This window comes from Acetobacter syzygii (genome assembly GCF_000964225.1).
Classification (GTDB): domain Bacteria; phylum Pseudomonadota; class Alphaproteobacteria; order Acetobacterales; family Acetobacteraceae; genus Acetobacter; species Acetobacter syzygii.
The window spans coordinates 72,483-85,465 of the sequence record NZ_BAMZ01000082.1 but is presented as its reverse complement, the minus strand read 5'-3'; the positions used below and the strand labels follow the sequence as shown (position 1 = coordinate 85,465).

The 12,983-nt window shown below is 55.3% G+C and carries 14 protein-coding genes, 1 tRNA gene and 1 pseudogene; 8 read left to right on the top strand and 8 right to left on the bottom strand.

From position 1 onward, the window contains the following. The first annotated feature begins 2 nt into the window (after positions 1-2). The 7 genes and pseudogenes from hisH to ubiM all read left to right on the top strand — a co-directional run bounded on the left by hisH (position 3) and on the right by ubiM (position 5,459). Positions 3-659, top strand: coding sequence for an imidazole glycerol phosphate synthase subunit HisH (gene hisH, locus Absy_RS12160; RefSeq protein WP_048855086.1), 657 nt, complete (start codon positions 3-5; stop codon positions 657-659). Next, positions 659-1,998: pseudogene (hisA, locus tag Absy_RS13100) on the top strand (1-(5-phosphoribosyl)-5-[(5-phosphoribosylamino)methylideneamino]imidazole-4-carboxamide isomerase). Before hisH ends, hisA begins: the two are co-directional and overlap by 1 nt. Continuing rightward, on the top strand, positions 1,992-2,780 hold the full coding sequence (hisF, locus tag Absy_RS12150) for an imidazole glycerol phosphate synthase subunit HisF (protein ID WP_048855014.1): 789 nt from the start codon (positions 1,992-1,994) through the stop codon (positions 2,778-2,780). The pseudogene hisA and the gene hisF overlap by 7 nt, the downstream one beginning before the upstream one ends. Continuing rightward, entirely contained in the window at positions 2,777-3,244 is a 468-nt protein-coding gene (locus tag Absy_RS12145) for a phosphoribosyl-ATP diphosphatase (RefSeq protein WP_048855013.1), read from the top strand. Before hisF ends, Absy_RS12145 begins: the two co-directional genes overlap by 4 nt. Before the next feature lie 5 nt (positions 3,245-3,249). Continuing rightward, the gene (locus Absy_RS12140) at positions 3,250-3,624 is read left to right on the top strand and encodes a histidine triad nucleotide-binding protein (RefSeq protein ID WP_048855012.1); all 375 of its coding nucleotides are present in this window, start codon (positions 3,250-3,252) and stop codon (positions 3,622-3,624) included. Between the two features lie 39 nt (positions 3,625-3,663). Further along, complete coding sequence (locus tag Absy_RS12135; RefSeq protein ID WP_048855011.1) at positions 3,664-4,254, top strand: nitroreductase family protein; 591 nt, start codon at positions 3,664-3,666, stop codon at positions 4,252-4,254. 5 nt (positions 4,255-4,259) lie between these two features. Further along, positions 4,260-5,459: a 5-demethoxyubiquinol-8 5-hydroxylase UbiM gene (ubiM, locus tag Absy_RS12130; protein WP_048855010.1), complete on the top strand. Its 1,200-nt coding sequence runs from the start codon at positions 4,260-4,262 to the stop codon at positions 5,457-5,459. On the opposite strand, the gene Absy_RS12125 is transcribed toward ubiM, so the two are convergent. The 8 genes from Absy_RS12125 to mnmE all read right to left on the bottom strand — a co-directional run bounded on the left by Absy_RS12125 (position 5,435) and on the right by mnmE (position 12,282). Next, a complete protein-coding gene (locus Absy_RS12125) occupies positions 5,435-5,920 on the bottom strand; it encodes a DUF4186 domain-containing protein (protein WP_084597182.1) in 486 nt (161 codons plus the stop codon). The genes ubiM and Absy_RS12125 overlap by 25 nt on opposite strands. An 8-nt stretch (positions 5,921-5,928) precedes the next feature. Next, positions 5,929-6,378: an Ivy family c-type lysozyme inhibitor gene (locus Absy_RS12120; protein WP_052945767.1), complete on the bottom strand. Its 450-nt coding sequence runs from the start codon at positions 6,376-6,378 to the stop codon at positions 5,929-5,931. A 264-nt stretch (positions 6,379-6,642) separates the two neighbouring features. Further along, positions 6,643-6,718 (bottom strand) — tRNA-Lys (locus Absy_RS12115). A 67-nt stretch (positions 6,719-6,785) separates the two neighbouring features. Then, a complete protein-coding gene (locus Absy_RS12110; protein ID WP_048855009.1) occupies positions 6,786-7,697 on the bottom strand; it encodes a ParB/RepB/Spo0J family partition protein in 912 nt (303 codons plus the stop codon). Then, positions 7,694-8,485, bottom strand: coding sequence for a ParA family protein (locus Absy_RS12105; protein WP_048855008.1), 792 nt, complete (start codon positions 8,483-8,485; stop codon positions 7,694-7,696). Before Absy_RS12105 ends, Absy_RS12110 begins: the two co-directional genes overlap by 4 nt. Beyond that, positions 8,472-9,074: a 16S rRNA (guanine(527)-N(7))-methyltransferase RsmG gene (rsmG, locus tag Absy_RS12100; RefSeq protein ID WP_048855007.1), complete on the bottom strand. Its 603-nt coding sequence runs from the start codon at positions 9,072-9,074 to the stop codon at positions 8,472-8,474. The genes Absy_RS12105 and rsmG overlap by 14 nt, the downstream gene beginning before the upstream one ends. Beyond that, on the bottom strand, positions 9,058-10,938 hold the full coding sequence (gene mnmG, locus Absy_RS12095; RefSeq protein WP_048855006.1) for a tRNA uridine-5-carboxymethylaminomethyl(34) synthesis enzyme MnmG: 1,881 nt from the start codon (positions 10,936-10,938) through the stop codon (positions 9,058-9,060). The genes rsmG and mnmG overlap by 17 nt, the downstream gene beginning before the upstream one ends. A 24-nt stretch (positions 10,939-10,962) precedes the next feature. Next, positions 10,963-12,282, bottom strand: a complete 1,320-nt coding sequence (gene mnmE / locus Absy_RS12090; protein ID WP_048855005.1) for a tRNA uridine-5-carboxymethylaminomethyl(34) synthesis GTPase MnmE — start codon at positions 12,280-12,282, stop codon at positions 10,963-10,965. A gap of 186 nt (positions 12,283-12,468) precedes the next feature. Here mnmE and Absy_RS12085 point away from each other — a divergent pair, with 186 nt between their 5' ends. Continuing rightward, positions 12,469-12,933, top strand: coding sequence for a methylated-DNA--[protein]-cysteine S-methyltransferase (locus Absy_RS12085; protein WP_048855004.1), 465 nt, complete (start codon positions 12,469-12,471; stop codon positions 12,931-12,933). Positions 12,934-12,983 lie beyond the last annotated feature (50 nt).

Sequence of the window (12,983 nt, the reverse complement as noted above, 5' to 3'; positions counted from 1 at the left end):
TTATGGCCCAGCCTCTTTCCATTGCTGTTGTTGATTATGAAGGGGGCAATCTGGCTTCTGCCGCCCGCGCCGCCTTGCGTGCGGCCGAGCTTTCGGGCCGGAACGCCTCTGTCATCATTACCAACGAGCCCGCTGCGGTCCGGCAGGCGGACCGTATTATTCTGCCCGGCCAAGGAGCATTTGCAGACTGCGCACGTGGGCTGGAGGCCATACCCGGCCTAAAAGACGCCATTTTGCAGGCCGTTGCAAAAGGCACACCTTTTTTGGGTATTTGCGTGGGTATGCAGCTTATGGCCGAACGCGGGCTTGAGCATGGCGTAACAGAAGGGTTTGGCTGGATTGCGGGAGAAATTGCTCCCATGGATGCACCCGGCCTGCGCCTGCCCCAAATGGGCTGGAACGAGCTTGAGCTCCTTCAGCCACACCCGCTCACACAGGGGCTTGGCTCTGCACCGCATGGGTATTTTGTGCATTCCTACGCACTGCGCAACACAACGGAGGACACTCTGCTGGCCAGTGCGGACTACGGGGGCCGGGTGCCTGCCATGGTATGCCGTGGCAATGTGGCTGGCACACAGTTCCATGTGGAAAAAAGCCAGACCGTTGGGCTAAAAATCCTTGCAAACTTTCTTGCATGGCAACCGGAAGCGACGCTCTGATGTCGCGCAGCGCTCGCGTTCAACGTATTCTTTCGCTTGAAGAGGACGATCTACAGGCCCTGTGCGAGTCCGTGGACGCCGCCATTCTGGATGGTGGGGGCTTTGGCTGGTTGCAGCCACAGGGGCGGCAGGTACTGGAACGCTATTTCCGCGGTCTGCTTCTGGTCCCCGAGCGTATGCTGTTCGCCATTCGGCTGGATGGCGTTATTGTGGGCGGGGCCCAGCTTATTCGCGCACCCCGCAATAACGAACTCCAGGCCATGTGTGTTACACTGGCGCACCTGTTTGTTGCCCCTTATGCGCGTGAACAGGGCTTAGGGTCCGCCTTGCTGCAGGAGGTGGAAAATGCCGCACGGAACATGGGGTTCAGGGTTTTAAACGTGGATGTGCTGCAAACACAGACCGCCGCCATGTCGCTTTTTAACAAGGCCGGGTTCCACATCTGGGGCAAACATCCCTTTTATGCCCGCGTGGGGGACGAACTCGTACCGGGGCTGTTCCTGACCAAATGTCTGGACGATACCCTGCCCTTCCAGTCAACCAAGACCAGCAACGAACAAGAAGCCAGCCACACCCCATGAACACACCCAATGCCTCCCGCCCGCTGACCCTTTACCCAGCCATTGACCTGAAAAACGGGGCGTGTGTTCGCCTGCGCCGCGGGGAAATGGATGATGCAACCGTCTATTCCGACAACCCCGGCGCACAGGCCACGGCATGGCAGGATGCGGGTTTTAAATGGCTGCATGTGGTGGACCTGAACGGTGCTTTTGCAGGGGCTTCCGCCAATACGGATGCCGTGCGCTCCATACTGGATGCAGCCCATGTGCCTGTGCAGCTTGGTGGTGGTCTGCGCGATATGCAGACCATTGCCGCATGGCTGGAAGCCGGGATTACACGGGTTATTCTGGGGTCGGTCGCAGTTAAAAACCCGGCACTGGTGCGGGAAGCCTGCAAGGCCTTCCCCGGTCGTATTGTGGCAGGGATTGATGCGCGCTCCGGCCTTGTTGCGACCGAGGGATGGGCCGAAGTCTCTGACATGCAGGCAACCGACCTTGCCCTGCGGATGCAGGACGCAGGTGTGGCCGCAATCATCTTTACCGAAATCAGCCGCGATGGCATGTTGGAAGGACTGGATATTGACCAGACCGTTGCTCTGGCCAACACGGTCTCCATTCCGGTTATTGCCAGTGGTGGCGTGGGCAGCATTGACCATCTTGCTGCCCTGCGTACCGCAGCCAACACCACACCGGGTATAGAAGGTGTTATTGTTGGCCGTGCCCTGTATGATGGGCGGGTAGCCCCCACGGAAGCCCTGCGAGTGCTAAGCGGATGCTAAAACTACGCGTTATCCCCTGTCTGGACGTTAAAAATGGCCGTGTGGTCAAGGGGGTCAACTTTGTCTCCCTGCGGGATGCGGGAGACCCGGTTGAACAGGCCGCGGTGTATGATGCCGCAGGCGCGGATGAGCTGACTTTTCTCGACATTACCGCCAGCCACGAAAACCGGGACACCATTTTGGATGTCGTCAGTAAAACGGCGGAAAAAATCTTTCTGCCCCTCACAGTGGGCGGAGGTGTGCGGACAACGGACGACATGCGCCGCCTGCTACTGGCCGGGGCAGACAAATGCGCCATGAACTCCGCCGCAGTTGCCCGCCCGGACCTGATTAACGAGGCTGCCCGTAAATTTGGCAGCCAGTGCGTTGTGGTTGCCGCCGATGCCCGGCAGACCGGCCCCGGCCAGTGGGAAATTTTTACCCATGGCGGGCGCACGCCTACAGGAATAAACGCCATAGACTGGTGCAAACAGGCTGCCGAACGCGGCGCGGGAGAAATCCTGCTGACCTCCATGGACCGCGATGGTACGGGCAGCGGGTTTGACCTGGACCTGCTCCGGGCGGCAACGCAGGCCGTGCGCCTGCCTATTGTAGCCTCTGGCGGTGTTGGCACGCTTGACCATTTTGTGGAAGGAGCCCGCGCCGGAGCAACCGGGCTGCTGGCCGCCAGTGTTTTCCATTTTGGGCAGTTTACCGTTGCGCAGGTTAAACAGGCACTGGCACTTGCCGGGCTGCCAGTTCGTCCATCCCCCGCTCCTTTTCAGGTCAGTCAGACGTCATGATTAAAAAAGCCCCATCAAAAGCAACCACCAAAGCCGAGACCAAAACCATCAAGGCCAAAAAAGCCAAGACGGCGGACACTCTGGAGCTTCCCCCTCTTTCCGAAGAGGCAGACGCATCCGTGCTGAACCGGCTGTATGATGTTGTGCAAAGCCGCAAGAACGCTGACCCATCGGTCAGCCATTCAGCACGCCTGCTCTCCCGCGGGACATACAAGATCGCCCAGAAGTTTGGCGAAGAAGCCGTGGAATGCCTGATCGAGGCCGTGGCAGGCCGCACCAGCCTGCTGGTGGGGGAAAGTGCCGACGTGCTCTACCACCTGATTGTCATGTGGGTTGATGCAGGCGTTACACCAGATGAAGTCTGGGCAGAACTGGCCCGGCGCGAAGGCACAAGCGGCATTGCCGAAAAAGCATCCCGCCCCAAACCGACCCTGACGACACCCAGCACCCCAAAACAGGACTGAGCATCATGGCTGTGACCGGCAAAGGCCCTTATGACCAGCAGAATATTTTTGCCAAAATCCTGCGTGGCGAAATTCCGTGCAAACCCGTGTTTGAAAACGAATGGGTTCTGGCTTTTGAGGATATTGCCCCAAAAGCCCCTGTTCATGTGCTGATCATTCCCAAAAAACCTTATGTGTCTTTTATGGACTTCAGCCAAACAGCCCCTGCGGAGGAAATTGCTGGTGTCATGCAATCAGCCGGCCAGATTGCCCACACGCTGGGGCTGGACCATAACGGCTACCGGCTGATTACCAACGCAGGCACCAATGCCGGGCAGGAAGTGCCGCATTTTCACCTGCATCTTATGGGGGGTGCGCCACTTCCTGCGTTCCCGCAGTAACACTTTGCGGCTCCCTCTTTAGCAACAAAGGTCCAGACCATGACGCCTATGGACATGCTTCTCTCCCGCGCATCCACCGACCGGCTGAAGGACCCAGCACCTTCACCCAGCCAGTTGACGCAAATCCTGAGCACGGCCATGCGTGCGCCCGACCATGGGCGGCTCCAGCCCTGGCGTTATGTTGTTATTGAAGGGGATGACCGCCCGGCTCTGGCCGAACGTATTGTGGCCAGCATGGCGCGTGTCGAACCCGAAGCACCTGCCGCCAAAATTGAAAAACGGCGTAGCCGGTTTTCTACCATGCCCATGATTATTGCACTGGGTATGCACCTGCGACCTGAACATAAAATTCCACTCTGGGAGCAGGAAATGTGTGTAGCCGCGGGTGCCATGAATATCCTTAACGCCTTACATGCCACTGGTTTTGGCGGTGTTTGGGTTTCTGGCGCTTTGGTGGATGATGCCATTCTGGCGGCTGATCTGGGGTTTGCTGCCCCGGCCAGACTGGCAGGTTTTTTGTTTGTCGGCACTCCCGATGGCCCCCTCCATACCCCAAAACGCGCTGACCCGGAGCTGTTTACCGCACGCTGGCACGGACACCCCGTAACCTTTGGCGCAGACAAGGACTAACCCCCATGTCCAACATTGAGCACACAGACGTTGCCATTATTGGTGGCGGGCCAGTTGGGCTGGCAACCGCTCTTCTTATGGCGCAGGGAGGTCTTTCGGTAACGGTGGTGGAGCGTGCGCCACTCAGCTCATGGTCTGAACCCGGATTTGATGGGCGCGAGATCGCCCTGACCCACCATTCAGTCCGTCTGCTGGAACAGGCCGGTGCGTGGTCGCTTATTCCACAAGCTGTTGTGTGCCCCCTACAGGAAGCACGGATTGAGACCGGCAGCTTCCGCCACCCCTTAACGTTTGACACACGGGGGGAAGGTGTGGATGCGCTCGGCTGGCTGGTTTCCAATAACCAGATCCGCCGCGCCCTGTTTGCTGCGGCCAGCCACACGCCCAATATTACTCTTCTACCTGCCACAAGTGTGCAGACTATTCGCCAAGGGCACGACTACGCGGCCGTCCACCATACACATGGGCAGATCAATGCAAAGCTGGTTGTAGGAGCAGACGGACGGTTTTCTCCCACCCGCCAGAGGGCGGGTATTGGTGCCATTGTGCATGACTTCCGCAAGTCCATGATGGTCTGCCGCATGGCGCACGAATCTCCTCACCACAATGTTGCCCTGCAATGGTTTGATGAGGGACAGACAATTGCCCTGCTCCCCGTAAATGGCATGGCATCCTCACTTGTGCTCACCCTGCCCCCCAAAGAGATTGAACAGCTAGCCCATATGCCGCGTGAGGCTTTTAATGCTGAAATCATGCGCCGTGTCGGGAATCGCCTGGGGGCCATGCGGCTGGTCAGCACCCGGCATGTGTACCCACTTAAAGGGGTTTACGCACATAGGTTTACCAACCGCAGGCTGGCACTTGTTGGCGATGCTGCCGTGGGTATGCACCCGATTACTGCACATGGGTTTAATCTGGGCCTTAAAGGGCAGGAAACACTGGTACAGCATGTTCTGGCTGCCGTGGCCGGAAATGGAGATGCAGGTTCGGCCACAGCCCTTCGGGCATTTGAACGCCAACACCGTAAGGCAACCGCCTTTTTGTTTGCTGGCACAAATGGCATAGCCTCCCTCTATACCCATGATGGCCCACCCTTCCGCCAGATACGGGAAGGATGCCTGCGCGTAGCCGATAAATTTTTACCGTTTAAAAAAGCAGTCACATCGCTACTGATGGACCGTCAGCCCTCCACTCCGGGAGCCTGAAAAGGTGTGGGCTGACTATTCTTGCTTACCGGTCTGGATCTGACTGCTTTAACCGAACGTGCTAATTCGCCCTCCAACCAGTGGGTTAACACACTGAGAACATAAGCCTGTTCATGCGCGGTCAACCGCCGGCCAGATGGCAGATTATGCCATTTGGCCAAGCAGGTTCTGCAACACGTACCGGTTGCGTGTTGCGCCACAAAAACCGGGTGACCCTTCCATGGTGTTTGCCGCCCATCCTTATGGGGTAATGCTGGAGCAAGACGGCGGGCAATAAAATCCTGCCCATGCTCAAGAACAAGCGGCAAACCTTTTTCCCGCAGGTAAGCCATATCCTGCGCATTGAGATGAAACCGCTGCCGAAAAGCGGATCTGGCCAGTTTTTCCCATAGTTCTGCTGGCACAGCCACATGCGGTGCCACAGCAGATTGGGAGAAAAGGTCGCACTGAAATCCGGTCATACCTAATGTTATGGGGATGCTGGAGCTGTTTTGCCAGTGCTTGGGCCATGACCAGGCCGATCGGGATTGTTTGTATTATAGGCCGCTTTAAGCGCCTCCAGCACCGACTGTGTTGGTTCGCCCAATGGCATTTGATATAGCGCGCCGTTGTTTACAACAGACAGGAACCCCCACGCCTTGTGACCATCTGGTGTAAAAATGACTTCCAACTGGTAATCTGCGCAATCATGGGGTTTGCACATATGGCCCAGCAGATAAGGTTTGCCATCAATACTGGTTTTTTCAACTGGTACCGATGTGGCTTTTAACCCACTGACCCATGGTGGAAGCGTGCTCATGGCATGATATGCGGGTGCAAATTTAGGCTGGGCAGCAAATTCTGCAGTTACGGGAAGCTCATCAGCGAATGCGGGCGTTGCCAGCCCCAATGCAGATAAAAGCAGAAGAGAAAAACGCATAATTGCACCTCATGGACTCAGTTGACCAGCAAGGTCACGCCATAGACGGCGGCTTCTGGCCGTTAGGCTCGCACCTTATCTGTGCATCATGAACAAATAAGGGCAGTGCATAGCTTATACATTTTTATGAACCCAAAATAGGCTCACATGACTCGTGCGACAAAGTGATGACGCAGCCATACATGCAGAATTTATGGAAACAGTTCGCATTTATGCTCCCGTTAAAATGGAGCATAAAAAACCACCAAAAGCTAAGGAAAAGCTTGGTGGGTGCACAAGGACTCGAACCTTGGACCCGCTGATTAAGAGTCAGCTGCTCTACCAACTGAGCTATGCACCCTTACAGCCTATTGGGCTGAAGTTGGGGTCTTTTACCACCCCTTTTTAACGAACACAAGACTGAAAATTCAAGATTTTAGCAGCGCCAGAACTGTATCCAACTGATCAAGACTTTTGTAGTGGATTTCCAATGAACCACCTTTGCGGCCATCAAAATTAACAGCGACCTTCAAACCGAGTCTACTTGCCAGATCACGCTCCAGCGCTGCAATTTCTGGATTACGATCCTTTTTTTCTTCCACAACAGGTTTACGGTTCTGTTGTTCCAGAGCCTTTTGCACCAGAGCTTCCGTCTGACGGACGGAAAGACCTCTGGCAATAACTTCAGCCGCAGCGGCCGTAGCATTGGGGTGCGCGAGCAATGCTCTTGCGTGCCCGGCAGACAGAGCGCCTTTTTTAAGCTCGGCCCGAACGGCCTCTGGCAACTTGAGCAAACGCAATGTGTTGGCAACATGAGGGCGAGATTTACCAATAGCTTTGGCCAGATCCTCCTGCGTCAGGCTATATTCGTCCATTAGACGGTTAAAGCCTTCGGCCTCTTCCACCGGGTTCAGGTCCGCACGCTGGAGGTTTTCCACCAGCGCAGCAGCCATGGCATCGGCTTCGCTCAGGTTCCGAACATGAACCGGCACATCGTGGCACTGGGCAAGCTGGGCAGCACGCCAACGCCGCTCACCTGCAATAATCTGGTATTGCCCTTTTTTATTCGGGTCTGGTCTGACCAGAATAGGCTGCAATATCCCGCGTTCGCGGATGGAAGAGGCCAGTTCCTCCAGAGCACCCGGCTCCATATCCTGCCGTGGCTGGAAAGGCCCGGCCACAAGAGCCTCAACAGGAAGAACACTCACAGCACCACCTTTATGTTCAGCAACAGTCCCTTTATCACCCGAGGATGCACCAGCGGCATCCCCCAGTAACGCGGCAAGCCCCCGCCCCAGTTTTGGGCGGGATGCAGACTTGCTCCGTGGTGGTGTGCTCATGCCGTTCTCCTCATAATTTCAGCGGCAAGAGCCTGATAGGCCGTTGCGCCGGTTGCACGGGAATCATATGTCATGACCGGCAAACCATGGCTTTGCGCCTCGGAAATACGAATATTTCTGGGAATAATGGTCTCAAGTACATCATCGCCAAAAAAGCTGCGCGCATCTGCTGCAACCAGCTCCGACAGATTATTGCGTTTATCATACATGGTCAGCACAATACCCGCGATCTTGAGATCTGGATTCAGGTTCTTGGTCACATGCCCAATGGTTTTAACCAGATGCCCTAACCCCTCAAGCGCAAAGAACTCGCACTGGAGAGGAGCCAGCACACCTTGGGCCGCAACAAGGGCGTTCAGGGTAAGCAGGCCCAAGCTGGGTGGGCAGTCAATAATAATATAATCAACCTGCTGGGCCAGTGGTGCCAGAGCATCGCGCAATCTGTGTTCGCGCCCTTCCGTATCAACCAGCTCAATCTCAGCACCGACCAGCTCCGTATTAGCGGCAATGACGGAAAGGTTGTCTATCTCGGTTGGCTGGAGAACATCCTGTGCTGTTTTTTCGTGCATAAGCAAGGCATAAGCCCCACCCTTTCTGGCATCGTAGCTGACACCGACACCCGTGGAAGCATTCCCCTGCGGATCAAGGTCCAGAAGCACAACACGAGCGCCATCGGCTGCCAGAGATGCTGCCAGATTAATGGCCGTAGTTGTTTTACCCACGCCACCTTTCTGGTTTGCTACTGCAAGAATGCAGCAGTTTTTTCTGTTTTTTTTAGCCTTCTGCACGATTAAAATTACTCACTTCCAGAATCACACCATCAGGGCTTGTCTTGCTTGGCCATGACCGGACATCAAACCGCCAGGTCCTTGCCGCATCCTCAATTTCCTGCTCGGCCTGCCGCCCCTTAAGAAACAGGCCAATACCATCCGGCTCCAGCAACGGACGAGCCCATTCAAGCAGTTTATCCAACGGGGCCAATGCACGGGCTGTAACAACGGGGGCTGGTGCCACCTCGGCCTGGTCCAGTCGGCACGGCAGAACAGTTATTTTTGCACCGGTTATTCTGGCCGCTTCACGCAAAAAGGCGGATTTTCTTTGATCAGATTCAATCAGAACCCCCGGAATATCGGCCGCAATGCCGACCACAATACCGGGAAAACCACCCCCAGACCCCATATCAACAAACTGCTTGTGCCCTTTTATCAAAGGAACAAGCTGGAGACTATCCAGAATATGCCGCTCCCACAGGTTATCTATATCCTTGGGGGAAACCAGATTAATCCGCTCATTCCATTTTTTGAGCAGAGCCGCATATGCCAGAAGACGCTCTTCTGTTTCACGTGAAACAGAAACACTCTCAACCAACATGGGCATGGTCCTGACCTTTGCGCAGATACGCCAAAATAGCCATAAGGGCTGATGGCGTAATACCGGGAATTCTTTGCGCAGCGCTAAAGCTTTCTGGTTGGGCCTGTTCCAGCCTTTCCTTCATTTCAGAACTTAAGCCACCAATGCAGGAAAAATCCATTCTGGCGGGAAAGCGGATTTCCGTCTCGGCTTCCAGCTGTTTAATTTCCCTGTTCTGCCGGGTCAGATACCCGCTGTAGCGAGCCTGTGTTGTTACATATTGCCGCACACGGTCCGGCACATTCAGGAACCACGGTGCAATCTGTTCCACAACTGACGGGTCAGCGCCATAGCCCAGAACCTCCAGCAATGTTCTACGCCGACCGTCCTGCGCAACCTTCATCCCTGCAACGGCAAGTTGCTGTGGTTGCCAGCCCTCGGCCTGCGCCCGTTGTGTAACAGAATCGATTTCAGCCAGTTCGCGCTCAAATGCAGTTTTGCGCTCAGCCCCCACACACCCCCATTCCATGCCCAGACGAGTCAGGCGGATATCGGCATTGTCTGCGCGGAGGGTCAGCCTGTATTCCGCCCGGGATGTGAACATCCGGTATGGTTCACTTACGCCCTGAGTTGTCAGGTCATCCACCATAACGCCAATATAGGCTTTGCCCCGATCAAGGCTGACGGCAGACTGACCCGCAGCCAACCGGGCTGCGTTAACCCCTGCCAGCAGCCCCTGGGCGCCGGCTTCTTCATACCCTGTTGTGCCATTAATCTGCCCGGCCAAAAACAGGCCGGGGCATTGGCGCAACTCTAGGGATGTTGTGAGTTCACGCGGGTCAACATAATCATACTCAACAGCGTAGCCATACTGGGCAATAACCGCGTGCTCAAGCCCCGGTATAGACCGGATCATGGCATCCTGCACATCGGCGGGCAGGCTGGTGGAAATGCCATTGGGGTACACCAGATGGCCGCCCTCGTGCTCGGGAAGAGCTTCTGGCTCCAAGAAAATCTGATGACTGGTTTTTTCAGAAAACCGCACTACTTTATCTTCAATGGACGGGCAGTAACGTGGCCCACGGCCGGAAATAGCCCCCCCATAAACAGCCGATAAGTGCAGATGTTTCCTTATAATATCATGTGTTTTTTGTGTTGTGTTTGTAATCCCGCAAACCATCTGCGGGTTTGTAATGGACTGTGTCATCCGGCTAAAGGGTTCTGGTATGGCATCCCCCTTATCCTCGGCCAACACACTCCAATTAATGCTTTTGCGTTCTATTCTTGCCGGAGTTCCAGTTTTTAGCCGTCCCATCCGGAGGTTCATTCCCCGCAACCGCTGAGCCAGTGCAATAGCGGGCTGCTCCCCTATGCGCCCAGCAGGTTGTGACTTATGTCCGATATGGATAACACCATCCAAAAAAGTCCCTGTTGTCAGCACCACAGCACCAGCTTGCCATTGCCTGCCATCTTCACAGACAATACCACAAATCTGCCCGGTGCTTTGGCACAACAAATCCGCGGCAGCACCTTCCACAATATCTAGCCCGGGCATTTGCGCCAGCATATCCTGAATAGCCTGACGATAAAGCATCCGATCGGCCTGTGCCCTTGGCCCCTGCACGGCTGGCCCCTTGGAGCGATTAAGCAGTTTAAAATGAATACCAGCCCGGTCTGCTGCGCGGCCCATTAGCCCATCAAGCGCATCAATCTCGCGCACCAGATGCCCTTTGCCAATACCGCCAATAGCCGGATTGCAGGACATGGCCCCGACTGTTTTTTTGTTATGTGTAAGCAGCAGTGTTCTGGCCCCACAACGTGCCGCTGCGGCTGCGGCCTCGCACCCTGCGTGGCCGCCTCCCACCACAATCACATCGTAAGACACCGTCATAACACCACGCCTTGTACCATCATTTTATTTACCAATACAAAACTGCCCAAAAATAGCATCCAGCAGTTCTTCAACCCCAACATGCCCGGTTAAACGCCCCAGGGCCCGCATGGCCAGCCGCAGCTCCTCGCCCCGCACTTCCGGCCATTCCTGCTGCAAGGCTTCCTCCAGAGCGGCACAAGCCTCCTTAACACCTGCGCTATGCCGCGCCCGGGTCAGCAATGGCATGGATGTGGAAGATGCCGTTAACGCCTGCACTTTATGTTCCAGACAAGTACGCAACACATCCAGACCCTGTCCATTTTTTAAGCTGACAGGAATAACAGGAATGCCCTCTACCTCTGCCGGAAGAGGTGCCAAGTCAAGCTTGTTCCCAACAAGCAATGCACCGGGAAAAATTTTCTGTGGTGCTTCGGTTGCAGCAAACATCTGCACAACACAATCTGCCTGTTTCACGTGAAACAATGCGCGACGCACCCCTTCGGCTTCTATTTCATCCTCGGTTTCACGCAGTCCGGCTGTATCTATGAAGGTGACTTTTATTCCACCCAGACTGCCAACAATTTCCAGCGCATCCCGCGTTGTGCCTGCAATGGGCGATACAATGGCAGCATCGCGCTCCACCAGCCAGTTTAACAGACTGGACTTACCCGCATTTGGTGGGCCTGTAATGGCAAATACAACCCCCCGCCTAATTCGCTCGCCGCGCTGACCATCAGCCAGATGCTGATGCATCTGCGCAATCAACTGGCGAATCCCGGACCGTATTTCCTCTTCCACTTCTGGGGGAAGATCTTCGTCGGGGAAATCTATCAACGCTTCCTGAAAAGCCAGTAGCTTTTTTAACCGGTCTGCCCATCCCTGATAAACACGGCTCAAAGCACCATCGGCCTGTGCCAGCGCCTGCCTGCGCTGGCTTTCTGTTTCTGCCGCAATAAGGTCTGCTATCCCCTCGGCTTCAACCAGATCCATCCGTCCATTGGTAAAGGCCCGACGGGTGAACTCCCCCGGTTCTGCTGGCCGTGCGCCACCTTGGACCAGAGCGTTGGAAACAGCCTGAATAATAGCCGGTCCAGCATGGAGGTGCAGTTCAAACCCATCCTCACCCGTGTAACTTCTGGGGCCGGGGAACCAGAGCACAAGGGCTTCATCCAGCAATGTATCCTGCACATCTGCCTGTTGCCACACACGCCGCAAAACCGCTTTGCGTGGTGGTGGCAAAGCACCACAGAGCCTTACCAGAAGATCAGCACTTCCTTTGCCACTCACACGCATAACGGCAATAGCCGCGCGCTCCACCCCTGTAGAAAGAGCAAAAATAGTGCCTTCCCCCTGATACCCCACAGTGCCTGTTCCCTTCCGTTTCCGCTCTTAACTCCAGCCAAATGCTTTTAATGCAGTTTTGTCTGCAAACGTAGATTTAAAAAATAATAAAAAGCAGACTATATGAGAACTTTAAGAGGTCAGGGTGGTTTTGCCCTGTTCAGTATTCATATCCGCCGCAATTACTCATTCAGAAAGTGCCTGACCATGCCCCAGCTTTCCCTCCACTCCCCTTTGGGGCCACTCACCTTATCTGAAGAGGATGGGAAAATCATTTCCCTGGACTGGGGCTGGGGCCGTGACCAGACCGAAACACCCTTGCTCTGCAAAGCACGGGACTGGCTGGACCAGTGGTTTGATGACCCCGCACTTATGGGGGCTTTTCCTTTTCCACTGGAACCCTATGGCACTGCATACCAACAAAAAGTATGGGCATTTTTGCAGACCATTCCAGTTGGCACCACCATAACATACGGCGAACTTGCCCAAAAAGCTGGCGGAAGCCCCCAATCCATAGGGCAAGCCGTTGGGCGTAACCCCATTCCCATTCTTATTCCATGCCACCGTGTACTCGCCCGCAACGGACTGGGCGGATATTCAGGAGATGGGGGCGTCAATGACAAAGTATGGTTGCTGGAACTGGAAGGGGCTCCCCTGCCCACACAGGCCTGATGACAATACTGGTTGCGCTTCCCGCCTGGCATAAGACGCAACCAGTTACA